Source organism: Pseudomonas sp. 3296 (assembly GCF_031456615.1).
GTDB lineage: Bacteria > Pseudomonadota > Gammaproteobacteria > Pseudomonadales > Pseudomonadaceae > Aquipseudomonas > Aquipseudomonas mucoides.
Map to the genome: position 1 here is coordinate 847,106 of NZ_JAVDUY010000001.1, position 22,931 is coordinate 870,036.

At 60.1% G+C, this 22,931-nt stretch carries 24 protein-coding genes; all 24 read right to left on the reverse strand.

Annotation, left to right across the window (positions count from 1 at the left end; all coding sequences use genetic code 11):
* Window positions 1-11: 11 nt before the first annotated feature.
* Window positions 12-2,141, reverse strand: a complete 2,130-nt coding sequence (flhA, locus tag J2X66_RS04060; protein ID WP_027922369.1) for a flagellar biosynthesis protein FlhA — start codon at window positions 2,139-2,141, stop codon at window positions 12-14.
* Between the two features lie 154 nt (window positions 2,142-2,295).
* Window positions 2,296-3,435, reverse strand: a complete 1,140-nt coding sequence (gene flhB, locus J2X66_RS04065) for a flagellar biosynthesis protein FlhB (RefSeq protein WP_310261165.1) — start codon at window positions 3,433-3,435, stop codon at window positions 2,296-2,298.
* 3 nt (window positions 3,436-3,438) lie between these two features.
* Window positions 3,439-4,224, reverse strand: coding sequence for a flagellar biosynthetic protein FliR (gene fliR, locus J2X66_RS04070; protein ID WP_310261168.1), 786 nt, complete (start codon window positions 4,222-4,224; stop codon window positions 3,439-3,441).
* Window positions 4,225-4,227: 3 nt separating this feature from the next.
* Window positions 4,228-4,497: a flagellar biosynthesis protein FliQ gene (gene fliQ / locus J2X66_RS04075; RefSeq protein ID WP_007948918.1), complete on the reverse strand. Its 270-nt coding sequence runs from the start codon at window positions 4,495-4,497 to the stop codon at window positions 4,228-4,230.
* Window positions 4,494-5,252 carry a flagellar type III secretion system pore protein FliP gene (gene fliP / locus J2X66_RS04080; RefSeq protein ID WP_027922366.1) on the reverse strand — a complete coding sequence of 253 codons (759 nt, stop codon included), beginning with the start codon at window positions 5,250-5,252 and terminating at the stop codon, window positions 4,494-4,496. The genes fliQ and fliP overlap by 4 nt, the downstream gene beginning before the upstream one ends.
* A complete protein-coding gene (fliO, locus tag J2X66_RS04085; protein ID WP_059181378.1) occupies window positions 5,252-5,698 on the reverse strand; it encodes a flagellar biosynthetic protein FliO in 447 nt (148 codons plus the stop codon). Before fliO ends, fliP begins: the two co-directional genes overlap by 1 nt.
* The gene (fliN, locus tag J2X66_RS04090; RefSeq protein ID WP_027922364.1) at window positions 5,699-6,157 is read right to left on the reverse strand and encodes a flagellar motor switch protein FliN; all 459 of its coding nucleotides are present in this window, start codon (window positions 6,155-6,157) and stop codon (window positions 5,699-5,701) included. It abuts the gene before it with no gap.
* A 68-nt stretch (window positions 6,158-6,225) separates the two neighbouring features.
* Window positions 6,226-7,194, reverse strand: coding sequence for a flagellar motor switch protein FliM (gene fliM, locus J2X66_RS04095; protein WP_027922363.1), 969 nt, complete (start codon window positions 7,192-7,194; stop codon window positions 6,226-6,228).
* Window positions 7,195-7,203: 9 nt separating this feature from the next.
* Window positions 7,204-7,701 carry a flagellar basal body-associated protein FliL gene (fliL, locus tag J2X66_RS04100; protein WP_310261175.1) on the reverse strand — a complete coding sequence of 166 codons (498 nt, stop codon included), beginning with the start codon at window positions 7,699-7,701 and terminating at the stop codon, window positions 7,204-7,206.
* Between the two features lie 225 nt (window positions 7,702-7,926).
* Window positions 7,927-9,309, reverse strand: coding sequence for a flagellar hook-length control protein FliK (locus J2X66_RS04105; protein WP_310261178.1), 1,383 nt, complete (start codon window positions 9,307-9,309; stop codon window positions 7,927-7,929).
* Window positions 9,310-9,414: 105 nt separating this feature from the next.
* Window positions 9,415-9,762, reverse strand: a complete 348-nt coding sequence (locus J2X66_RS04110; RefSeq protein ID WP_310261181.1) for an Hpt domain-containing protein — start codon at window positions 9,760-9,762, stop codon at window positions 9,415-9,417.
* A 30-nt stretch (window positions 9,763-9,792) separates the two neighbouring features.
* Complete coding sequence (locus J2X66_RS04115; protein ID WP_310261184.1) at window positions 9,793-11,496, reverse strand: fused response regulator/phosphatase; 1,704 nt, start codon at window positions 11,494-11,496, stop codon at window positions 9,793-9,795.
* Between the two features lie 5 nt (window positions 11,497-11,501).
* A complete protein-coding gene (locus J2X66_RS04120; protein ID WP_310261188.1) occupies window positions 11,502-11,801 on the reverse strand; it encodes an STAS domain-containing protein in 300 nt (99 codons plus the stop codon).
* A gap of 81 nt (window positions 11,802-11,882) precedes the next feature.
* A complete protein-coding gene (fliJ, locus tag J2X66_RS04125; protein WP_310261191.1) occupies window positions 11,883-12,332 on the reverse strand; it encodes a flagellar export protein FliJ in 450 nt (149 codons plus the stop codon).
* A gap of 6 nt (window positions 12,333-12,338) precedes the next feature.
* Complete coding sequence (gene fliI, locus J2X66_RS04130; protein ID WP_027922356.1) at window positions 12,339-13,697, reverse strand: flagellar protein export ATPase FliI; 1,359 nt, start codon at window positions 13,695-13,697, stop codon at window positions 12,339-12,341.
* Window positions 13,687-14,496, reverse strand: a complete 810-nt coding sequence (gene fliH, locus J2X66_RS04135; protein ID WP_310261195.1) for a flagellar assembly protein FliH — start codon at window positions 14,494-14,496, stop codon at window positions 13,687-13,689. Before fliH ends, fliI begins: the two co-directional genes overlap by 11 nt.
* Before the next feature lie 7 nt (window positions 14,497-14,503).
* Complete coding sequence (gene fliG / locus J2X66_RS04140) at window positions 14,504-15,523, reverse strand: flagellar motor switch protein FliG (RefSeq protein ID WP_007894195.1); 1,020 nt, start codon at window positions 15,521-15,523, stop codon at window positions 14,504-14,506.
* On the reverse strand, window positions 15,516-17,303 hold the full coding sequence (gene fliF, locus J2X66_RS04145; RefSeq protein ID WP_310261200.1) for a flagellar basal-body MS-ring/collar protein FliF: 1,788 nt from the start codon (window positions 17,301-17,303) through the stop codon (window positions 15,516-15,518). Before fliF ends, fliG begins: the two co-directional genes overlap by 8 nt.
* 14 nt (window positions 17,304-17,317) lie before the next feature.
* Window positions 17,318-17,647, reverse strand: coding sequence for a flagellar hook-basal body complex protein FliE (gene fliE / locus J2X66_RS04150; protein WP_008072611.1), 330 nt, complete (start codon window positions 17,645-17,647; stop codon window positions 17,318-17,320).
* Window positions 17,648-17,818: 171 nt separating this feature from the next.
* Window positions 17,819-19,204 carry a sigma-54-dependent response regulator transcription factor FleR gene (gene fleR, locus J2X66_RS04155; protein ID WP_310261445.1) on the reverse strand — a complete coding sequence of 462 codons (1,386 nt, stop codon included), beginning with the start codon at window positions 19,202-19,204 and terminating at the stop codon, window positions 17,819-17,821.
* A 5-nt stretch (window positions 19,205-19,209) separates the two neighbouring features.
* Window positions 19,210-20,415 carry an ATP-binding protein gene (locus J2X66_RS04160; RefSeq protein ID WP_310261448.1) on the reverse strand — a complete coding sequence of 402 codons (1,206 nt, stop codon included), beginning with the start codon at window positions 20,413-20,415 and terminating at the stop codon, window positions 19,210-19,212.
* Window positions 20,416-20,543: 128 nt separating this feature from the next.
* Window positions 20,544-22,019 (reverse strand): sigma-54 dependent transcriptional regulator, encoded by a 1,476-nt coding sequence (locus J2X66_RS04165; RefSeq protein WP_027922351.1) that lies wholly within the window; start codon window positions 22,017-22,019, stop codon window positions 20,544-20,546.
* Between the two features lie 174 nt (window positions 22,020-22,193).
* Window positions 22,194-22,490 (reverse strand): hypothetical protein, encoded by a 297-nt coding sequence (locus J2X66_RS04170; protein ID WP_008044601.1) that lies wholly within the window; start codon window positions 22,488-22,490, stop codon window positions 22,194-22,196.
* Between the two features lie 10 nt (window positions 22,491-22,500).
* A complete protein-coding gene (fliS, locus tag J2X66_RS04175; protein ID WP_027922350.1) occupies window positions 22,501-22,896 on the reverse strand; it encodes a flagellar export chaperone FliS in 396 nt (131 codons plus the stop codon).
* Between the last annotated feature and the right edge of the window lie 35 nt (window positions 22,897-22,931).

A 22,931-nucleotide genomic window follows, 5' to 3' on the forward strand; every position in this document is an offset into this window, starting at 1 on the left:
AAACCACTACCTCAGCCGTTGGGCCCTACTGTCGCAACGATGGTCACTTGCTTGTTGTCAGGGATTTCCTGATAAGCCAACACATGCAAACCCGGCACTGCCAGTCGGCCAAATCGCGACAACATGGCGCGAACCGGGCCGGCCACCAGCAGAATCACCGGTTGACCTTGCATTTCCTGACGCTGCGCTGCATCGATCAACGAGCGCTGCAGCTTCTCCGCCATGCTTGGCTCCAGCAGAACGCCCTCTTCCGAGCCTTGTCCTGCCTTCTGAAGACTATTGAGCAATATCTGTTCCAACCTTGGCTCCAGAGTGATAACTGGTAGCTCGGAGTCAGTGCCTACAATGCTTTGGACGATTGCGCGGGATACGCCGACCCGCACAGCAGCCACCAAAGCGGCAGTATCTTGACTCTTGGCGGCGTTATTGGCGATCGCCTCGGCGATGCTGCGAATGTCTCGCACAGGCACCTGTTCGGCCAGCAGCGCTTGCAACACTTTGAGTAGTTGCGACAGCGAAACCACCCCCGGTACCAATTCCTCAGCCAGTTTAGGCGAGCTTTTGGCCAGCAATTGCATGAGTTGCTGGACTTCTTCGTGACCGATCAGTTCGCTGGAGTGTTTGTAGAGAATCTGGTTCAAGTGCGTGGCAACCACGGTACTCGCATCGACCACCGTGTAACCGAGCGATTGTGCCTGGGCGCGCTGGCTGATTTCGATCCAGACCGCTTCCAGGCCAAAAGCCGGATCTTTGGCGGTTATGCCATTAAGCGTGCCGTAGACCTGCCCCGGGTTGATCGCCAGTTCGCGATCCGGGTAAATCTCCGCTTCCGCCAGGATCACGCCCATCAGCGTGAGGCGATAGGCACTCGGCGCCAGGTCGAGGTTGTCACGGATATGCACCGTCGGCATCAGGAAGCCCAGGTCCTGGGACAGCTTTTTGCGCACGCCCTTGATCCGCGCCAGCAGTTGACCACCCTGATTGCGGTCCACCAGCGGGATCAGGCGATAGCCGACTTCCAGGCCAATCATGTCAATTGGGGTGACGTCATCCCAGCCAAGTTCCTTGGTCTCCATGGCGCGAGCCGGCGAAGGCAGCAGTTCCTGCTGACGCTTCACTTCTTGCAGGGCCTGGACCTTGACCACGTTCTGCTTCTTCCAGAACAGGTAAGCACCACCGGCAGCGAGAGCAGCCATGCTCAGGAAGGAAAAGTGCGGCATGCCGGGCACCAGGCCCATCACTGCCATCAGTCCCGCCGCGACAGCCAACGCTTTCGGCGAGGCGAACATCTGGCGATTGATTTGCTTGCCCATGTCTTCCGAACCGGAAGCACGAGTCACCATGATCGCGGCGGCCGTGGACAACAGCAGTGATGGCAATTGCGCCACCAAACCGTCACCGATGGTCAACAGCGCGTACACCCGACCAGCATCGCCAAAGGTCATGCCGTGCTGGAAGATACCGACCGCCATGCCGCCGATCAGGTTGATGAACAGAATCAACAGGCCGGCAATGGCGTCACCGCGCACGAATTTGCTGGCACCGTCCATGGAACCGTAGAACTCGGCCTCCTGGGCGACTTCCATCCGGCGCAGCTTGGCCTGGTTCTGATCAATCAGGCCGGCGTTCAAATCGGCGTCAATTGCCATTTGTTTGCCGGGCATCGCATCGAGGGTGAAGCGCGCGCTCACCTCGGAAATCCGCCCGGCACCCTTGGTCACCACGACGAAGTTGATGATCATCAAAATCGCGAAGACCACGATACCGACCACGTAGTTACCGCCGATCACCACCTCACCGAAGGCCTGGATCACCTTACCGGCGGCGGCGTGACCGTCCTGACCGTGGAGCATCACCACCCGCGTGGAGGCCACGTTCAGCGCCAGTCGCAGCAACGTCGCGACCAGCAGAATGGTCGGGAACACCGCGAAGTCCAACGGCCGCAAGGCGTAGACGCAGACCAGCAAAACGACGATCGACAGTGCGATGTTGAACGTGAAGAACACGTCCAGCAGGAACGGCGGCACCGGCAGCATCATCATGGCCAGCATGACCAGCAGCAACAACGGCACGCCCAGATTGCCCCGACTTAAGTCGGCAACGTTTGTGCGAGCACTGTTGAATAACTGAGAGCGATCCACGGTTTTCCCCGTTCCTTTAAAGCAAACTTTTGACGCCTGAAGCTGGCGCAAAGCGGCTATTGCAAGAAGCCTTCCAACTTTTGCAGAGGATTGAAATAGAAGGGCTTACCGGGATTTGGCTGCCCCCTCCTGTAGGAGTGAGCCTGTGTACGAATCAGGAATCGCGGCGCAGATCCGGCGGGATTGGCAGGTCGTCCTTGAGCGGTTCAGGCGGCTTGCCTTTGCCGGCGCGGTGCTGGCGGATCTGGTAGACGTAAGCCAATACCTGGGCGACCGCCAGGTACAGGCCACCGGGGATTTCCTGCTCCAGCTCGGTGGAGTAATAGATTGAACGCGCCAGGGCGGGCGATTCGAGCAGCAGCACATTGTTGGCCACGGCGATTTCGCGGATTTTCAAGGCCAGGAAGTCACTGCCCTTGGCCAGCAGCACCGGCGCGTTGCCTTTGTCCGGGTCGTACTTGAGCGCCACGGCGTAGTGCGTCGGGTTGGTGATGACCACATCCGCCTCCGGAATCGCCGCCATCATCCGCCGCTGCGACATCTCGCGCTGCAACTGGCGGATGCGCTGCTTGACCTCCGGCCGCCCTTCCTGATCCTTGTGCTCGTCGCGCACTTCCTGCTTGGTCATCAGCAGTTTCTTGTGGCTTTCCCACAACTGCACCGGCACGTCGACGGCGGCGATGATGATCAGCCCGCAGGCCATCCACAAGGTGCTCCAGCCCACCACTTGCAGGCTGTGAATGACCGCCATCTCCAACGGCTCGTGCGCGATGCGCATCAGGTCGTCGATGTCGGAAGACAACACCGCCAGCGCCACGAACAGCACGATCAGAAATTTCGCCAGCGCCTTGAGCAGCTCGACGATTGCCTTGGCCGAAAACATCCGCTTGAGCCCTGCGCCGGGATTCATGCGACTGAACTTCGGCGCCATGGAACCCGCAGCGAACAACCAGCCACCCAGGGAAATCGGACCGATCAACGCGGCCAGCAGCAAGGTGATCATCAATGGCTGAATCGCCACCAGCGCAATCTGCCCCGAATGCAGGAGGAAGGTGCCCATGTTGCGCTGATCCAGAATCACTTCCCGCGAGAGCGTGAAGTTCATCCGCATCAGCTCCATCATTTCCTGCGCGAGGGCACCGCCGAAAACCAGCAGGCCGCCGGCGCCAGCGAGCATGATCGCCAGGGTGTTGAGCTCCTTGGAGCGCGCAATCTCACCCTTGTCCCGAGAGTCTTTTTTGCGCTTCTCCGTGGGGTCTTCTGTTTTGTCCTGACCGCTTTCGCTCTCAGCCATGACTCAGCGCGCCCGTGCCAGTTCGCGTAAAAACTGCAAGGCTTCGGTGGCCAGCGGTTGATACTGATTGATGATGTCCGCCAGCCCGACCCAGACGATGAACAGCCCGAGCACCAGGGTCAGCGGAAAACCGATAGAGAAGATATTCAGCTGCGGCGCGGCCCGAGTCATCACGCCGAACGCGATGTTGACCACCAGCAGCGCCGTGATCGCCGGCAACACCAACAACAACGCCGCACCGAGGACCCAGCCGAGCTTGCCGGCCAGTTCCCAGAAATGATTGACCAGCAACCCGCTGCCAACCGGCATGGTGGTGAAGCTTTCCGTCAGGACTTCGAACACCACCAGATGCCCGTTCATAGACAAGAACAGCAACGTCACCAGCATGGTGAAGAACTGCCCGATCACCGCCACCGAAACGCCGTTGGTGGGGTCAACCATCGACGCGAAGCCCATGCCCATCTGAATGGAAACGATCTGCCCGGCGACCACGAAGGCCTGAAAGAACAGCTGCAGGGAAAACCCCAGAATCGCGCCGATCAGGATCTGCTCGGCGATCAGCAGCAGCCCGCTCAAGTCCAGCGCATTGACCGGCGGCATCGGTGGCAGGCCCGGCGCAATCACCACGGTGATCGCCAGCGCGAAGTACAAACGAACGCGCTTGGGCACCAGCGTCGTGCCGAACACCGGCATGACCATCAGCAAGGCGCCGATGCGAAACAGCGGCAACATGAACGTCGCCACCCAGGTACTGATCTGGGTGTCGGTCAGCTGCAACAGCGACGGCATGGTTTAGCCAATGACCTGAGGAATGCTGCCGTACAACTGCAGGATGTATTCCATGAACGTCTGCACCAGCCATGGGCCGGCAACGATCAGCGTGACCAGCATGACCAGCAAGCGCGGGAGGAAGCTCAGAGTCTGTTCGTTGATCTGCGTGGCAGCCTGGAACATGGCCACCAACAGGCCGACCAGCAGACTCGGGATCACCAGCACGGCAACCATCATCGTGGTCAGCCACAGCGCTTCGCGAAAGATGTCTACCGCGACTTCCGGCGTCATGGCGAGACACCGCCGAAGCTGCTCGCCAACGTACCGATGATCAACGCCCAGCCATCCACCAGCACGAACAGCATGATCTTGAACGGCAGGGAAATGATCAGCGGCGAGAGCATCATCATACCCATCGCCATCAGCACACTGGCGACGACCAGGTCGATGATCAGAAACGGAATGAAGATCATGAAGCCGATCTGGAACGCGGTTTTCAGCTCCGACGTGACAAACGCCGGCACCAGAATGGTCAGCGGTGCCTGGTCCGGCGACGCGATGTCGGTGCGCTTGGACAGGCGCATGAACAATTCAAGATCGCTGCTGCGCGTCTGCGCCAGCATGAAGTCCTTGATCGGCACCTGGGCCTTGGCGACGGCATCCTGAGCGGTGAGTTTTTCCGCCAGATACGGTTGCAAGGCGTCCTGATTCACCCGGTCAAACACTGGCGCCATGATGAACAGCGTCAGAAACAGCGCCATGCCCGTGAGGATCTGGTTCGACGGTGTCTGTTGCAGGCCCAGGGCCTGACGCAGGATCGAGAAGACGATGATGATCCGCGTGAAGCTGGTCATCAACATGACGAACGCCGGGATGAAACTCAGCGCGGTCATGATCAGCAGGATTTGCAGGCTGACCGAGTATTCCTGAGCGCCATTGGCGTTGGTGCCCAGGGTGATCGCCGGGATCGACAACGGATCGGCGGCGAACGCCAGCGGCGCAGCCAGCATCAGGGCCAGCGTCAAGACGATGCGTAACGCACCCATTACTTCTTATCCTTTTGATCCTTGCCGAGCATCTCCAATAGACGCTGGGCAAACTCCGGGGTCGCTTTTTCAGTCACGCCTGGCACTTGCACCGGCTCCTTGAGCACATGCAACGCGGTGATGGTGCCGGGACTGAGACCAAGCAGGATCTGCTCGTTGCCGACCTGCACCAGCATCAAACGGTCACGGGGACCGAGAGCGCGGGAACCGATCAGCTCGATCACCTGCCCTTTGCCGGCCGGCCCGGCCTGCTGGACCCGGCGCAACAGCCAGGCGAGGAAGAAGATCAACCCCAGCACCAGCAGCAAGCCGAACACCAACTGCGTCAATTGCCCGGCCACGCCACTGCTGACCGCCGGCGCGGCCGCCGTCGTAGCGGTCGCTACCGTCTCGGCAGCCAGCGCACTGAAGGGCATCGCCAGTACACACCCCAGAACTTTTTTCAATTAGCGCAGCTTCTTGATGCGTTCGCTTGGACTGATCACGTCCGTCAGGCGAATGCCGAACTTCTCGTTGACCACGACCACTTCGCCGTGAGCGATCAGCGTGCCGTTGACCAGTACGTCCAGCGGCTCACCGGCCAGACGATCGAGCTCGATCACCGACCCCTGGTTGAGTTGCAGCAGGTTACGGATGTTGATGTCGGTGCTGCCCACTTCCATGGAAATCGATACCGGGATATCAAGGATCACGTCCAGATTCGGACCTTCCAGGCTCACCGGATCGTTGTTCTTCGCCACGCTGCCGAACTCTTCCATCGGCAGACGGTTGGACGACGAGCCAGCGGTATCGGCGGCCAGCAAGGCGTCGATATCGTCCTGACCGGCGTCACCGGTTTCTTCCAGGGCCGCAGCCCATTCATCAGCCAGCGCCTGGTCGTCCTGCGCGTTCATATCGTCGTTCATCATTTGTCCTCGGCGGGCAAAAATTCGGTTAGTAGCAGTCTGTTAAAACAAGGAGGTTTGAGCGCCGGTCAGCGGCGCTCGATCGGCTCGATCACCTGCAACGCAAGGTTGCCTTTGTGCGAGCCCATCTTGACCTTGAACGCAGGCACGCCATTGGCGCGCATGATCATTTCTTCCGGCATCTCGACCGGGATGATGTCCCCCGGCTGCATGTGCAGGATGTCGCGCAAGCGCAACTGGCGACGAGCAACCGTGGCGCCGATCGGCACGTCGACATCCAGCACGTCCTGACGCAGGGCGTTGACCCAGCGCTCGTCCTGATCGTCGAGGTCCGACTGGAAACCGGCGTCGAGCATTTCGCGCACCGGCTCGATCATCGAATACGGCATGGTCACGTGCAGGTCACCGCCACCGCCATCGAGTTCGATGTGGAAGGTCGACACCACCACCGCTTCGCTGGGGCCGACGATGTTGGCCATGGCCGGGTTCACTTCCGAGTTGATGTACTCGAAGTTCACTTCCATGATCGCCTGCCAGGCTTCCTTCAAATCGACGAAGGCCTGCTCCAGCACCATGCGCACCACGCGCAGTTCGGTCGGGGTGAATTCACGCCCTTCGATCTTGGCGTGACGGCCATCGCCGCCGAAGAAGTTGTCCACCAGCTTGAACACAAGTTTGGCGTCGAGGATGAACAGCGCAGTGCCGCGCAACGGCTTGATCTTGACCAGGTTGAGGCTGGTCGGTACGTACAGCGAGTGCACGTATTCGCCGAACTTCATCACCTGCACGCCACCGACGGCAACGTCCGCCGAGCGGCGCAGCATGTTGAACATGCTGATGCGGGTGTAGCGGGCGAAACGCTCGTTGATCATTTCCAGGGTCGGCATGCGTCCGCGGACGATGCGATCCTGGCTGGTCAGGTCGTAGCTTTTGACGCTGCCGGGCTCAGCAACGTTATCGGTCTGTACCAGACCATCGTCGACGCCATGCAACAGCGCATCGATCTCATCCTGGGACAGCAGGTCCTGCACGGCCATGTCGTGTTCCTACTGCAGTACGAAATTAGTGAAAAGCAACTGTTCGATAACCACTTTGCCGAGTTCTTTCTGCGCCACTTCCTGCACGCTGGCCGTGGCCTTCTGACGCAACATTTCCTGGCCAACCGGCGTGGCCAGGGCGGTAAAATCCTGGCCGGAGAACAGCATGACCAGGTTGTTGCGGATCACCGGCATGTGCACTTTGAGCGCGTCGAGATCGGCCTGATTGCGACCCTGCATGGTGATGCTCACCTGCATGTAGCGCTGACGACCATTCTGGTTGTAGTTGGCCACGAAGGCCGGGGCCATGGGCTCGAAAATCGCGGGCTGCTTGCCGACCATGGCGGTTTCCACCACGGCAGGCTTGCTCTGGGCGCTGTGCATGAAGAACCAGGTCGCCCCCACGGACATGCCGATCGCCAGCAGCAAGGCCACCACGATCAAAACAATCAGCTTGATCTTGCCTTTGGTTGCGGGGTCTTTTACTACTGTTTCGCTCTTCGCCATGCCAATAATCCGTCACTATTCGGGTTTTCACAGTCGCACGGCAAGGCAAGAGCAAGTGTTATGCCAGAAGTGTCGGGAGGGCGCAGGGCGGGGATTTCAGGGACAACACAAAAACAAATGTGGGAGCGAACCTGCTCGCGATGAGGCAGTAACATTCAACCTCCTCGTTGACTGTTACACCGCTATCGCGAGCAGGCTCACTCCTACAAGGGGTTTGCGTTTTTATCAGGCGTAGTAGTCGACCGCGCTGGAGCCAATCACGCTGGTAGCGGTTTGCGCCACTTCAGCCACCGTCGGCGCAAGCTCTTCATCCATTGAGTCGAGGCGACCACCACTGGCATGGGTGCGACCACCCTGCCCCTGTTGCGCCTGCTCCTGGCCCTGTCCCTGCCAGCCTCGGGACTGGTCGGACACGTTGACGTCGACTTGCCCCATGCCCTGCTGGGTGAACATGTCACGCAGGCGATGCATCTGGCTGTCCAGCGCTTCACGAACGCTAGGATGGGCGCTCATGAAAGTGACCTGAGTCTGTTGATCCGGGACCATGTTCACCCGAATGTCCAGACGCCCCAGTTCGGCCGGTTGCAACTGAATGTCGGCCGCCTTGAGATTGGCGCTGGAGAGGTACATGACCCGATTGACCACTTCTTCGGTCCAGCCACTCTGGTGCATGGCAATCGACTGATTAACCGGCAAGGCGTTGGCTGTTTTCGGCGTGGCCGCTTGAGTCAATGCCGCCAGACGGTTGGCGAAGTCATCGACACGGGTATCGCTGCTGGCGGATTTCAAGTCTTTCAGGCCGTCATCGATCAGACCGCTGAACGCCTTCTCGCCACCCTGACTGGTGCTGTCCTTGTCGGCTTGCACGTCGAGCATGCTCGCCATCCCGGCGGCGAAGTTCTGCGCCGAAGTCAGTTCGCCGTCAGCCTGGGCCGGGGACGATTTGGGCTGGGACTGGCTGGACGCGGAAACGTGACCACTTTGCTCCATGGCCAGACGCACTGCTGGCAGGGCATCGAGTGGATCGGCGTCAGGATCGAAATCACTGTCGACGGTTGCAGCGACCGGCGCGAGAACCGTTTGCGCAGGGGCGGCAGCCGTGGTCGCCGCAACGGGTGATGCGACAGCCGGTTGTGCGGTAACGGCCACCGGCGCAGGGGGCTCGACGGGTGCCGCGATCACCGGCTGCACGACCGCCATCAAGGCCGGATCAAGGGACGGATCGAGGCTTGGGTCGATGGGTGCGGTGTCGGCCACCGGGGTCTCGGAGGTATCCGGCGCGACATCATCGGCAACCGCCTCCTCGGCCGGCGCCGGTTTTTCGGCGGGCAAGGAATTGCCGCTATCGGCAACCGCAGGTTCCGGGGCGGCAGCCTTGTCACTGCTGACGTCTGTTTTTGCAGTGCCTTGCGGCGCATTGTCCGTCGCCGGCTTGGCCGGTTTATCAACGGCCGCGACAGGCTTGTCCTGAGCCTGATTGGCGTAGACCTCAGCAAAGCTGGACGCCTTGTCCCCTGGCTCGGCAGCCACCGCCGGGGTATTGGCGGACGCGGCAAGCGTCTTGGCCGTTGGGCTGGCCTGAAGAAGTGAATTAGGGGTAACGGGCATAAAACGGTCTCCGCTGCACTGGGATCGTAGGTACAGTTGAGCGAGATGACTGCAAGGGTCGAGCCAGGTTTGACCATCCGGCGCCAAAAGCGCCGGGTGGTCAGGTTACTCGGAGAGAGAACGCTGTTTTTCCGCCTCGTAAAGCGGTCGGACGATGGCGAATTCGCCGTCGATTTCCCGCACCAGTTTTTCAATGCCCGCGAGACTTTTTTGCTTGGCGCGCTGTTCCAGCTCATGGCACAGATGAGCCAGGCGAACGGCGCCCATGTTGCTGCTGCTGCCTTTAAAACTGTGGGCAGCATTCATGAGTTGCGTGGCATCTTCAGGCTTTCGCAAGACGCGCAAACGCTCCTCGGAGTCAGCAATGAAAGTATCCAACAGCTCCGGATACCCATCCTCCATCACTTCCTGCAACGCGCTCAGCACCTTTGGGTCCAGATGTTTGTCAGCCACTTGCTCACTCCTTGATCAAGAATGGGTGAATTATGCCAGAGCCTCCCAGGAAAACTCCACGCGCGCACTTCGACCATCGTCAGACCAACTCGCGTTACGACTCAACTGACGGACGAGACTGATACCACGCCCCGACAGACGGACGCCGTCAAGGGAGCGTTCAAGCACACGCGCTGCGTCAAATCCCTTGCCGCTGTCTTCAACTCGAACGACCAGGCAACCGCCCTTGCCTTCTGGCGTCACCTGCAAATGCACCCGCACAAAACCGTCCCGCAATCCCTCCAACCGCTCATTGCGCAGTTGGTAATAGCGTGCAAAACCCGACGCATCGCGCTTGAGGCTTGAGTCCAGTCCCAGCACGCCGTGCTCAAGCGCATTGGAATACAGCTCGGCGAGCACACTGTAGAGCGCGCCGCTTTGAGCCCGCAACCCGTGGACCTCAAGCAGTAACTGCAAAAGGTACGGCAGCGGATTGAAGCGCTTGAGGGTCTCGGCGCGAAACTCGAAATTCACCGACCAGTCCAGTGGGCAGGACTGGCCACTGTCGGAGTACACCAGCGCCGGCGGCGTCAGTTGCGTCGCCTCCAGCAGGCTGACCTCGACCATGCTCACATCATCGCGGGCCTTACCGCCAAAATCGCGCAGCGCCTGCTTGATCTCCCCAAACAATGCGTCAGGTTGACGATTGGCTGCAAACACCTGCTGCAACCGGTCCACGCCAAACAACTGCTCATTGCCATCGCACGTATCGATGACCCCGTCGGACAACAGGAACACTCGATCTCCGACAGCCATCGGGAACACTTCGGTGCGGTCATTGAAGGTTTGCGGGCTCAGCACGCCCAGTGGCAAGTGACGGGGCGTCAGCGGCTTGCGTTCACCCGTGGCGATGGAATGCAGATACCCATCCGGCATTCCGCCATTCCAGACCTCCACCGAGCGTCGCTGGAAGCTCAGGCACAGCAACGTTGCGCAGCAGAACATGTCCACCGGCAGGATGCGTTTGAGCTTGGCATTCATCTCACGCAGGGTTTCGGACAAACCGTAGCCCTTGGCGGTCATGCCATAGAAGACTTCGGCCAAGGGCATGGCGCCCACCGCCGCGGGCAAACCATGCCCGGTAAAATCCCCCAGCAGCACGTGCATGTCGCCCGCCGGGGTAAAGGCAGCCAACAGCAGATCACCGTTGAACAGCGCATAAGGCGATTGCAGGTAGCGGATGTTCGGCGCACTCAGGCAGCCCGAATGCGCGACCTTGTCGAAAACCGCCTTGGCCACCCGCTGCTCATTGAGCAGATAGTCATGATGCCTGGCGATCAGGTCGCGTTGCTGCAACACCGTGGCTTGCAAGCGGCGCAAACGATCCATCGCCTTGATCTTGGCGGCGAGGATCACTGGGTTATAAGGCTTTGCCAGAAAGTCGTCGCCGCCAGCCTCCAGGCATCGGGCCAGGGCTTCGCTTTCGGTGAGCGAGGTCAGGAAGATGATCGGCACCAGGTTTTCCCCGGCGAGCAGCTTGATTTGCCGCGCCGCCTCGAAACCGTCCATCACCGGCATCATCGCGTCCATCAACACCAGGTGCGGTGACTGCTGACGAAACGATTCCACCGCCTCGGCACCATTGGCGGCCGTCAGCACGTTATGACCCTGGCGGCGAACGATGCTCGACAGCAGCATGCGATCGGCCGCACTGTCTTCGGCGATGAGGATCGTCAGGGGGTCGAGTGACTGCATGGCAGTCAAGTGATGTCGAACAGCTTGTCGAAATTGGAGATCGCGAGGATTTTCCTCACATCCGAACTGCTGTTGACCACGCGAATATCGGAGTTGTCACCCCCGGCGTGATCCCGCAACAGGAGCAACATGCCCAGCGCCGAGCTGTCGAGGTAGGTCGCTTCTTTCAAGTCGACCACGACCGCCGAGAGCGCCTTGTTCTCGTAGGACTCACGAAATTCCTGATGCTTGGCGAAATCGAATCGCCCCTTGACCGAAATCGTGAGTTTTTTCCCATCCTGGGATACTTCTGCATTGACTGACATTTAACGGCTTCCTTGTCATTGGCTAACGTGCTGTACAAGGTTTAGCACTTGGTTGGAAGGGGAGCAAGGCCGGACGATTGTTCAATACGGATCCTGTCTGGGCAAGCGCTGCGACAACTCATCGAGCAATTTCTGCTCGCGCTTGTCTTCCAGCTGCCGTGCCTCGTCCATGTAGCGCTGTACAAGTTTTCGCAGGCCTTCGACACGGGCAAACGCCTGCTGCCAGGTATCGCGCGCCTTGTTCAGGTTGTTTTGGTGCCAGTTCAGGCTCTGTCGCTGCTGATCGATGGCCGTGCCGAGTTGCGCCAGGAAGCCCTGATACCCCAGCAACCACTGGCCGGAAACGCCACTGCTGCCGCGCACAATCCATTGCTCCTGGTATTCGAGGCGGAAGGCTTCAAGGTCGGCGAGCTTGCTTTCCGCCACTCGCACCTGGCCCTGAAAATGCCCGAGGCGCATGACTGCGGCTTTCTCGGCCTTTTCGGCCATCTCCACCACGGGTGCCAGGCGCGCGGCTCGGCTCAGTGCCATGGCCGGTTAGCCGCCTGCTGCAGGGGCGAAGATGGAAGCGAGATGATTGACGCTGGCGCCCATGCCGATGTTGTCGTTCAAACCCTGACGCAGGTAAGTGACCATGGCTGGCTGGAGGGAGATCGCGGTGTCGGTTTCACGATCACCGCCCGGCACGTAAGCGCCGACGCTGATCAAATCGCGGCTCTGCTGATAGCGTGACCAGTACTGCTTGAACATCTGCGCTCGGGCCATGTGCTCAGGGCTGACCACCGACGGCATGACCCGGCTGATGGACGCTTCGATATCGATGGCCGGGTAATGACCTTCTTCCGCCAGGCGCCGGGACAACACGATGTGGCCGTCGAGTACGCCTCGCGCGGCATCGGCAATCGGGTCCTGCTGGTCATCGCCTTCGGACAACACAGTGTAGAACGCCGTGATCGAACCGCCGCCCTTCTCGGCGTTACCGGCGCGCTCCACCAGTCTGGGCAACTTGGCGAATACCGACGGCGGGTAGCCCTTGGTGGCGGGCGGTTCGCCGATGGCCAGAGCGATTTCCCGCTGGGCCTGGGCAAAACGGGTCAGGGAATCCATGAGCAACAGGACGTTCTTGCCCTTGTCGCGAAAATATTCGGCGATACGTGTGCAGTACATCGCCGCGCGCAGACGCATCAGCGGCGCATCGTCCGCCGGCGACGCCACGACCACGGAACGCTTGAGCCCTTCTTCACCGAGAATGTGCTCGATGAATTCTTTAACTTCTCGACCACGCTCACCGATCAGCCCGACGACGATAATGTCGGCTTCGGTGAAGCGCGTCATCATGCCCAGCAGCACCGATTTACCGACGCCGGTACCGGCGAACAGCCCGAGCCGCTGACCGCGACCAACCGTCAACAACCCGTTGATCGTACGAATGCCGACGTCCAACGGCTCACTGATCGGTTCACGCTTGAGCGGGTTGATGGTGGGGCCGTCCATCGGCACCCAGTCTTCGGCTTTCATCCCGCCCTTGCCGTCCAGCGCACGACCGGCGCCATCGAGCACTCGACCGAGCATGCTCATGCCCATTGGCAAGCGGCCGGTATCGGCGAGCGGAACCACACGGGCACCGGGTGCAATACCCGCGACACTGCCGACGGGCATCAGGAAGACTTTGCTGCCGGAGAAGCCCATCACCTCGGCTTCGACCTGCACCGGATGGTAGCTGTCGTCGTTGATGACCATGCAGCGACTGCCCATGGCGGCGCGCAAGCCTTCGGCTTCGAGGGTCAGGCCGACCATGCGCAGCAAGCGCCCTTCAAGGATCGGCGCGCCAGCCAGTTCAGTGGCCTCGGCGTAACCGCCCAGGCGTTTGGCGAAGCTGGTGCGGTCAAGGCGCATCCGGGACATCCAGTTCCGCGTCGACCGGCGCGACAGCAGGCTTTTCGTCGACCGGCAATTCCAGATGCAGATCCGGCGCAGCCGGATGCAACGCCTGATCGTGCAACTGATCGAACAGTTTGGCCATGACCTGGGCGACACGGGTTTCGACGGTGGCGTCGATACGGCTGTGTTCGGTTTCAACCCGGCAACCGCCAGGTAACAGCGACTCGTCTTCGACGATGCGCCAGGTTTCTTCGTGGCGCTCGCGCAGGGCTTTGACTTGTTCGAAGTCCTGCGGATTGATGTACAGGCGCACATTGCCCACGCCCAACGGCAGCAGCTTGAGCGCTTCACGCATGACGTGTTCGATCTGCGTCGAGTCGATGGCCAGTTCGCGCTGAATCACTTGTTTGGTGATGTGCTGCACGAGGTCGACCAGGGACTTCTCAATGAAGGTGTCCTGCTCGGCGATAGGCTCGAACAGGTTGACCATCAGTTGCTCAAGACCGGCAATCTTCGGCGCCAGCGCCGCTTCGGCTTCCTGACGAACCTTGAGCGTGGTGCTGTGGAATCCTTCTTTCTCGCCCACCGCGAAGCCTTCGTTGTAGGCTTCCTGACGAATCGCTTCGAGTTCTTCGAGGGTCAGTGGCTGGACTTCGTCCAGCGGCACTTCTTCCATCTCCGGCGGCTCGGGCTCAGGTTCCGGCTCGGGCTCCGGGACGAAAGGGTCGAAACTGGGCAGCGCCCAGACGTCGAAACCGGCAACGTGCTTGCCGCGAATCAGGTCGGTCTGGGACTCATCATGTTTGGACGACATAGTGACCTTAGATCATCTCTTCGCCGCCCTTCCCGCCGAGAACGATTTCTCCGGCTTCGGCCATACGGCGGGCAATGGTGAGGATTTCTTTCTGCGCGGTTTCCACGTCGCTGACGCGCACCGGGCCTTTGGCCTCGAGGTCGTCGCGCAACAGTTCGGCCGCCCGCTTGGACATGTTCTTGAAGATCTTTTCCTTGACGCCTTCGTCCGAACCCTTGAGGGCCAGCACCAGCACGTCGGAAGACACTTCGCGCAGCAACGCCTGAATCCCGCGGTCGTCGACATCGGACAGGTTGTTGAACACGAACATGAGGTCTTCGATCTGACCGGACAGGTCTTCGTCGACTTCGCGGATCGAGTCCATCAGCTGACCTTCGATCGAGCTGTCGAGGAAGTTCATGATGTCGGCCGCGCGCTTGATGCCACCCAGGGTGGTGCGCGAGGCATTCGAGTTGCCGGAGAACTGCTTCTCGAGAATCTGGTTGAGTTCTTTCAGGGCCGCTGGCTGCACAGTATTCAGCGAGGAGACTCGCAAAATGATGTCCAGGCGTACCTTGTGGTCGAAGTTGCCGAGCACTTCGCCGGCCTGATCCGGGTCAAGGTACGCGACCACGATGGCCTGGATCTGTGGGTGCTCGTAACGGATCACGTCGGCGACGGCGCGCGGTTCCATCCACTTCAGGCTGTCGAGGCCACTGGTGTTGCCCCCCAGCAGAATGCGGTCGATCAGGCCGTTGGCCTTGTCTTCACCCAATGCCTGGGTCAGCATTTTGCGTACGTAGTCGTCGGAGCCGACGCCCAGGCTGGTCTGGTCGCCGACGATGTCGACGAACTCGCTCATGACCTGTTCGACCTGCTCGCGATGGACGTTGCCCATCTGGGCCATCGCTACCCCCACGCGCTGGACCTCTTTAGGCCCCATGTGGCGCAACACCTGGGCAGCATCGGTCGAACCGAGGGACAGCAGCAGGATCGCGGCTTTGTCGACCTTGGTCAGTTTGGCGGCAACGGCTCGGTTATCACTCATCTGCGTTAATCCACTCTTTCACGACCTGGGCCACGCGACCCGGGTCTTCTGCCACCAGACTCTTGATTGCATTCAACTGTGCGTCATAGCCTTCGCTCGGGCTCGGCAGCAGGATGCTTTGCGGGCCGCCGAGGCTGACGCGGTCGTTGGCCAGTTCGCCGTCCAGGCCGCCCATGCCACCCAACTCGACGTCGCTGCCGATGCCGGCCAGTTGCTTGCCTTTGCCGCCACCGGTGATGTTGTTGAGCACCGGACGCAGCACACCGAACACCAGCACCAGGATGAACAACACGCCCAGCACTTGCTTGACGATGTCCCAGAACCACGGCTGCGAGTAGAACGGAATGTCGGCAATCACTTCACCGCGTTCTGCGGAGAACGGCATGTTGATCACGCTGACGCTGTCGCCACGGCTGGCGTCGAAACCGACCGCGTCCTGCACCAGGCGAGTGAAGCGCGCCAATTCGTCGGCGCTCCACGGCGCACGGGTGGTTTCGCCGTTAGCCGCGTTGACCTTGACCTGATCGTCGACCACCACCGACACCGACAGGCGATTCAATCGTCCCTGCTGTTGCTTGGTGTGGCTGATGGAACGGTCGAGTTCGAAGTTCTTGGTGGATTGTTGACGCTTGTCCGCCGGGTACGGCGCCAGCATTGGCTGACCGGTGGCCGGGTCCATGATTTGCTGACCGTTGGCATCGATCAACGGCTGGCCTGGCTGAACCATGCCGGCTGCTGCGGTGCTGCCACCGGTGGTCTGCGGCGCGGAAGCTGGCGATGGCGGCTGGTTGCTCAGGGCACCCGGCACACCTTGCGGGCCATTGCTGGCAGTGCGTTGTTCGTTGACCGACTGCTCGCTGCGCAACGCCGGTTGATCCGGGTTGAACTGCTCAGAAGTTGACTCGACAGCGCTGAAGTCCACGTCAGCCGAGACTTCGGCTTTATAGCGATCGTTGCCCAGCACCGGTTGCAGGATGTTGTGCACGCGCTGGGTCAGCATGGTTTCCATACGGCGGCTGTAGTCGAATTGCTTGCCGGCCATGGTCAGTTCGGAGTTCTCCGCCTGATCCGACAGCAGGTTGCCCTTCTGGTCGACGACGGTGATCTGCGATTTGCTCAGTTCAGGAACACTGGTCGCGACCAGGTTGATGATCGCGATCACCTGACCCGGTTCCAGCGAACGACCGGAATACAGCTCGACCAGTACCGAAGCGCTTGGCTTGCGTTCGTCACGCACGAACACCGAGCTTTTCGGAATCGCCAGGTGCACGCGCGCACCCTTGACGTTGTTCAGGCTGGAAATGGTCCGCGCCAGTTCGCCTTCGAGGCCGCGACGATAACGGGTCGCTTCCATGAACTGGCTGGTCCCCAGACCCTGGTCCTTGTCGAGGATTTCAAAACCGATGTTGCCGTCGCTGGGAGTGACACCAGCCGCCGCGAGTTTCAGCCGCGCACGGGACAAATCATCGGCCTTGACCAGCAAGGCACCGGAGTTCGGTTCAACGGTGTAGGGAATATCGGCGGAGGCCAGGGTGTCCATGACCTGCTTGGCGTCCATACCGGCAAGGCTGCCGTACAGAGGCCGGTAGTCCGGCTGCTGCGACCACAGCACCACGGCAAAACCAATCGCCACGCTCGCAGCCAGGCCGACCAACAGGCCTACCTGACGCAACATGGTCATCTCGGAGAGGTTTTCCAGGAAGGACAACCCGAACAGCGGCGGTTTGCCGTCTATTGGGGTGGCCTTGGCCGGAACGTTATCGGCGACTGCTTCTGCCATGACTCAATTCGTCCTTAAACCGGCATCTGCATGATGTCTTGGTAAGCCTGAACCAGTTTGTTGCGCACTTGCGTCAACGCCTGGAAAGACACGCTGGCCTTCTGCGAGGAAATCATCACGTCCGTCAGGTCGACGCCGCTTTTGCCGATTTCGAAGGCACTGGCCAGCTGATTGGATGCCTGCTGAGTGTCGTTCACTTTATTGACGGCTTGACCGAGCATGTCGGAAAAGCTGCTGCCACCCAATTCAGGGACTGCGGCAGTCGATTTCGGCGCAGACATGGCATCCATTTGCATGGAGCGCATATCCAGCATCAACCGATTAAATTCAATACCTTGGCTCATGATCTACTCTCGTTGGCGACCCGCAATTTTTTGACACTCACTCGGCGGGTACTGAGGTGTTAGCAACAAGGGTGCCAGCTCCGTGGCCACTGCAAACAAAAGCGCTCCCCTATTCAAGCCATAACGCACTATTTAGCAGCTGGCGAAGCCTGCGTCCGGCTGCTACAGGGGTCAGGTAGCGAACAGGTACGCTTCCACGTCCATGCCGGCGTCGCGCATCTGCGCCAGCTTGTAGCGCAAGGTACGCGGGCTGATGCCCAGGCGCTCGGCGGCCTCTTTGCGTCGACCGCGCTCGGAACGCAGGGTATCGATAATCATCTGGAATTCCCGACGCCGCAGGTCATCGCCCAGTGCACCAGCCGACTCAGCATCCACCTCGACCGCTCGCAACGGTGCGGCTGCCAACGCCGGCAACGGCGCACAGGCTACCGGCCCCGACAGACAGAAGTCCTGCGGCTGGATCAGTCCACCCTGCTGCAGAATCAAGGCTCGCTGGATCGCATTGTCCAGCTCACGCACATTGCCCGGCCACGGATAGCCGATCAGGCACGACTGCGCCTCAGGCGACAGTTTCGCCGCCGCGTGCTTCATTTTATTGACGTGCTTGGTCAGCAGTCGCTCGGCCAGCGGCAGGATGTCGGCGGTGCGCTCGCGCAGCGGACGCCAGGCCAGCGGAAACACCGACAGTCGATAGTAAAGGTCTTCACGAAAACGCCCCGCCGCTACTTCACCGGCCAGATCACGGTTGGTCGTGGCAACGACCCGAATGTCCAGGGTGATGGTTTTGCGTGCGCCAACGCGCTCGACTTCACGCTCCTGCAAAACCCGCAGCAGCTTGGCCTGCAGCCCAAGGGGCATTTCGGAAATTTCGTCTAGCAGAATCGTGCCGCCGTCGGCTTGCTCGAACTTGCCCGCCTGCGCTGCGATAGCGCCGGTAAAAGAGCCTTTTTCGTGACCGAACAACGTGGCTTCGAGCATGTTGTCGGGGATCGCGGCGCAGTTGATCGCAATAAACGGCTGACTGGCGCGGTGGGAATGCTGGTGAATGTAGCGGGCCAGCACTTCCTTACCAGTGCCGGACTCGCCAGAGATCAATACCGTGGAATCACTGCGCGCCACTCGGGCGGCTAACTCCAGCAATTGCGCGCTGGCCGGCTCGAACGCCACCGGACCTTCGCCCTCGGCCGTACCGAGATTGCCCAATGCGTGACGCGCGACCAAATCCAGCAAGGCCTTCGGTTCGAACGGCTTGACCAGATAGTCCGCAGCGCCCTGGCGCATCGCATCGACTGCGCGCTCGACGGCGCCATGAGCGGTCATCAGCAATACCGGCAGTTGCGGCTGACGCGATCGCAGCAAGCCAAGCAACTGATGCCCGTCCATGCCCGGCATATTGACGTCGCTGATCACCAGATTGAACGCCTCGACGGCGACTGCCGCCAGCGCGTCCTCGGCCGAACCGACTGCCTTGAAATCGTGCCCCGCCAGCATCAGCGTATCGGCCAGCGCCTCGCGTAGCGCGCGGTCATCCTCGACCAGTAGAACCTTGATTGCCATGCCTTTCATTCCGCTCCCTGAGCGCCGGGCTTGTCACCCGAAAAAAGCGGCAGGGACACCAGCGCACAGGTGCCGCGCCCCGGCCGCGAGCGCAGTTGCAATTCGCCCTGATGCGCACGGGCCACGGCCTTGACCACGGTCAGGCCCAGGCCGGTTCCGGTGGTCTTGGTGGTAAAAAACGGCTCACCCAGACGCGCCAGCACCGTGCTGTCGATACCACTGCCGCTGTCGCTGACGCACACGCGCAGGCTGTCCTCGCGGGTATACAAGTGAACCTTCAAACGGACATCACCGGCACTCGCCTGAATCGCATTTTCGATCAGGTTGAGGATCGCCCCGATCAGCGTGTCGCGATTGCACAGCAACTCGCCAGCATGACTGTCGCACTGCCAACGCACGGGCAGGTCCTGGACCTGCGTCAGTGCCGCCGCTTGCAGCGATTGCATCAGTTGCCTGGGCGTGACGCGATCGGTCAGCGGCAGCTCGCCACGAGCGAACACCAGCATGTCGCGAACCTGATGCTCCAGCTCATGCAGACGCTCTTTCAGGCGACCGGCAAAACGCTGCTGCGTGGCGACCGGCAGTTCCTGCTCGGTCAAGTGACTGGCGTACAGCAAAGCGGCCGACAATGGCGTGCGAATCTGATGCGCCAGCGAGGCGACCATGCGCCCCAGGGAAGACAAGCGTTCGTGGCGAGCCAGTTGATCTTGCAGATGACGGGTTTCAGTCAGGTCGTTAAGCAGCACCAATTGACCCGGCTCGGCGTCCAGCGAGCGAGTGGCGATCGACAGACGCCGACCGTCCTTGAGCGAGATTTCGTGACCGTCGTCCTTGCGAGGCGCGAAGCAGCGGGCGATGACGTGACGCCAGAGTTCGCCTTCGAGCGGCAGCCCGAGCAATTCACACGCTGCCGGATTGGCTTCACGCACGATGCCTTGGGCATCGATGACGATGACACCACCAGGCAACAGGTCGAGGAGATTTTGCAAACGATTGGCCAGGCGTTCTTTTTCCGCCAGCTCTTGCATGCGCTGGGCACTGACCACCGCCAACTCACCCTTGAGCTCGGTGACCCGGGCTTCAAGCATGCTGTAGGAATCGGTCAGTTGACTCGACATCTGGCTGAACAGCGCAAACGCCTGCTCAAGGCCAAGCCGGCTTGCCTGCTCTACGGACGACGGTTGTCCCGAAGCGTCAGGGACAGGAGACATCTGGGCGGCTTGGGGCATCGTGCTCTCTCGCTTGGCTGACCGTCAGTTAAACGGAACGTTGCGAGGGACTTAGCAATACCCGTGCCTAAAAAAAACCGCCCATAAATGAAGGACTTGAAAAACAGGCGTCAATCCTCCGCCTGTTCATCTCCATCGCGACGACTCATGCCGTACTTGCGCATCTTTTCCACCAGCGTGGTGCGACGAATCCGCAGCCGTTCAGCGGCGCGTGCGACGATGCCATTGGCATCATCCAGCGCTTGCTGAATCAGGCCCTGTTCCAGACCACCGAGGTAGTCCTTCAGATCCAGGCCTTCGGGCGGCAGCATGGCGTTGGCGGTGAAGTCCGGGGTGTGACCGTTGATGGCCACCCGTTCTTCCAGATCGCTGCGCAGGCTGTCGACCAGTTGCTCGTCTTCGTCGTCAACGTAGCGGAATTTCTTCGGCAACTCGACCACGCCGATCACCCCGTACGGGTGCATGATCGCCATGCGCTCCACCAGATTGGCGAGTTCGCGAACGTTACCCGGCCAGCCGTGACGGCACAGCGACATGATCGCTGCCGAGTTGAAACGGATCGAACCGCGCTTCTCGTGCTCCATGCGCGAGATCAACTCGTTCATCAGCAACGGGATGTCTTCGACGCGCTCGCGCAGTGGCGCCATCTCGATCGGGAACACGTTCAGGCGGTAGTACAAGTCTTCGCGGAAGGTGCCGATCTCGATCATGCTTTCGAGATTCTTGTGCGTCGCTGCAATGATGCGCACGTCGACGCTCTGGGTCTTGTTGCTGCCCACGCGCTCGAAGGTGCGCTCCTGCAGCACGCGCAGCAGCTTGACCTGCATCGGCAGCGGCATGTCGCCGATCTCATCGAGAAACAGCGTACCGCCATTGGCCAGTTCGAAACGCCCGGCACGGCTGGTGATCGCCCCGGTGAAGGCGCCCTTCTCGTGGCCGAACAATTCGCTTTCCAGCAACTCGGCCGGGATCGCCCCGCAGTTGACCGGAACGAACGGCGCGTCACGACGCTTGGAGTGGTAGTGCAAGTTGCGCGCAACCACTTCCTTGCCAGTACCGGACTCGCCAAGGATCAGGACGCTGGCGTCGGTGTCGGCCACTTGCTGCATCATCTGACGGACGTGTTGAATCGCCCGGCTGGTGCCGACAAGGCTGCGGAACAGATTGGGTTCACGGTGACGACCGCGCTCGCGGGCCTGGTCGTACATCTCGCGATAGACCTGGGCACGATGCAGGGAGTCGAGCAATTTGCTGTAGCTGGGCGGCATTTCGAGGGTCGAAAGCACCCGGCGACGCTGGTCTTCTGGCAGGTCAACGGAAGAATTATCGCCCATTAACAAAACCGGAAGGAACTCATCCCAGGTTGCGAGTGTCTTTAACAAGCCCGTAAGTGCGCCAGGAGCATTGACCGTCCCGATCAGGACACAGATTACTTCACGACTTGATGACAAAGAGCCGACAGCCTGCTGCCAGTCATGGCTTCCGCAGGGTAAATTTTCTTCACCGAGAAAATTTAAAATCACCGCCAGGTCGCGGCGGCGGACGCTATCGTCATCAATCAGCAGAATTTTGGTTTCACGCCACATGCAATAGCAACTTCCCTAGTCAACTCAATGCCCAAAAATGATGGGGCAAGCTAGACGCTTGCAGACACATTCTGCCTGTACACGCCTGAAATCTGTAACCAGCCACTAGTTAAGTCAAAAAACCGTGCACAGTCAAATTTATGGCGCACTATGTTTGGATTAACCGAGGATTAATTAACCAAACAGATGGTAAACCTTTGCCGCGTTCTGTGCTTGATGGATCTGCGACATCTCGTCGACTATCGCTTGCCTCTCCCCCGTCGCGGCTTCAAGCAGCTGCTTGTACACCCCCAGCAACTCCTCAAGGTTGTCGCGCAACGCGGCCTCGTCCACCGAAGCCTCACTCAAAACGTCTTCCATGCAGGATCGGCACGCCAGATCCAACTCACCGATGGCTTCCCAGTTGCGCTCGGCCAATGCACCGACCAAGGCATCGCGGGTGTGTTCGATTCGCTGCAATACAAGACTCATGGTGATCTCCTTAAAACTGCGGACCCGGTGCGGCAATACCATCCCAACCGTCTTTGACTGTACGAAGCAAATCAGCGACTTCGTCGAGAATCTTCGGGTCAGTCTTGATGTTGGCTTCAGCCAGGCGCTTCATCATGTAGGCGTAGAGATTGTCGAGCTCACCGACGGTTTCGATAGAGTTCTCAAGGTCCAGACCTTCACGCAAACCACCGATGATGCCGATGGCCTTGCCGATCAATACACCCTTGTTCGGAATGTCTTTACGCTCCATGGCGCCTTTGGCCTGGGCAATACGGTCCAGACCACCTTCCATCAGCATCTGTACCAGTCGATGAGGGCTGGCTTCGGAAGTTTGCGCTTGAGCGCCAATCTTCTGGTATTGGCGAAGGGCTAACATTGGATTCATGTTGTACCTCATCAAAATTCTGTAGTTCGTCTAAC

Excerpts from the sequence above, each read along its gene's own strand:
- flhB (WP_310261165.1), bottom strand. The coding sequence starts at position 3,435 with ATGGCTGAGAGCGAAAGCGGTCAGGACAAAACAGAAGACCCCACGGAG.
- fliR (WP_310261168.1), bottom strand. The coding sequence starts at position 4,224 with ATGCCGTCGCTGTTGCAGCTGACCGACACCCAGATCAGTACCTGGGTG.
- fliQ (WP_007948918.1), bottom strand. The coding sequence starts at position 4,497 with ATGACGCCGGAAGTCGCGGTAGACATCTTTCGCGAAGCGCTGTGGCTG.
- fliP (WP_027922366.1), bottom strand. The coding sequence starts at position 5,252 with ATGGGTGCGTTACGCATCGTCTTGACGCTGGCCCTGATGCTGGCTGCG.
- fliN (WP_027922364.1), bottom strand. The coding sequence starts at position 6,157 with ATGAACGACGATATGAACGCGCAGGACGACCAGGCGCTGGCTGATGAA.
- fliM (WP_027922363.1), bottom strand. The coding sequence starts at position 7,194 with ATGGCCGTGCAGGACCTGCTGTCCCAGGATGAGATCGATGCGCTGTTG.
- fliL (WP_310261175.1), bottom strand. The coding sequence starts at position 7,701 with ATGGCGAAGAGCGAAACAGTAGTAAAAGACCCCGCAACCAAAGGCAAG.
- J2X66_RS04105 (WP_310261178.1), bottom strand. The coding sequence starts at position 9,309 with ATGCCCGTTACCCCTAATTCACTTCTTCAGGCCAGCCCAACGGCCAAG.
- J2X66_RS04115 (WP_310261184.1), bottom strand. The coding sequence starts at position 11,496 with ATGCAGTCACTCGACCCCCTGACGATCCTCATCGCCGAAGACAGTGCG.
- J2X66_RS04120 (WP_310261188.1), bottom strand. The coding sequence starts at position 11,801 with ATGTCAGTCAATGCAGAAGTATCCCAGGATGGGAAAAAACTCACGATT.
- fliJ (WP_310261191.1), bottom strand. The coding sequence starts at position 12,332 with ATGGCACTGAGCCGAGCCGCGCGCCTGGCACCCGTGGTGGAGATGGCC.
- fliI (WP_027922356.1), bottom strand. The coding sequence starts at position 13,697 with ATGCGCCTTGACCGCACCAGCTTCGCCAAACGCCTGGGCGGTTACGCC.
- fliH (WP_310261195.1), bottom strand. The coding sequence starts at position 14,496 with ATGTCGTCCAAACATGATGAGTCCCAGACCGACCTGATTCGCGGCAAG.
- fliG (WP_007894195.1), bottom strand. The coding sequence starts at position 15,523 with ATGAGTGATAACCGAGCCGTTGCCGCCAAACTGACCAAGGTCGACAAA.
- fliF (WP_310261200.1), bottom strand. The coding sequence starts at position 17,303 with ATGGCAGAAGCAGTCGCCGATAACGTTCCGGCCAAGGCCACCCCAATA.
- fliE (WP_008072611.1), bottom strand. The coding sequence starts at position 17,647 with ATGAGCCAAGGTATTGAATTTAATCGGTTGATGCTGGATATGCGCTCC.
- fleR (WP_310261445.1), bottom strand. The coding sequence starts at position 19,204 with ATGGCAATCAAGGTTCTACTGGTCGAGGATGACCGCGCGCTACGCGAG.
- J2X66_RS04160 (WP_310261448.1), bottom strand. The coding sequence starts at position 20,415 with ATGTCTCCTGTCCCTGACGCTTCGGGACAACCGTCGTCCGTAGAGCAG.
- J2X66_RS04165 (WP_027922351.1), bottom strand. The coding sequence starts at position 22,019 with ATGTGGCGTGAAACCAAAATTCTGCTGATTGATGACGATAGCGTCCGC.
- J2X66_RS04170 (WP_008044601.1), bottom strand. The coding sequence starts at position 22,490 with ATGAGTCTTGTATTGCAGCGAATCGAACACACCCGCGATGCCTTGGTC.
- fliS (WP_027922350.1), bottom strand. The coding sequence starts at position 22,896 with ATGAATCCAATGTTAGCCCTTCGCCAATACCAGAAGATTGGCGCTCAA.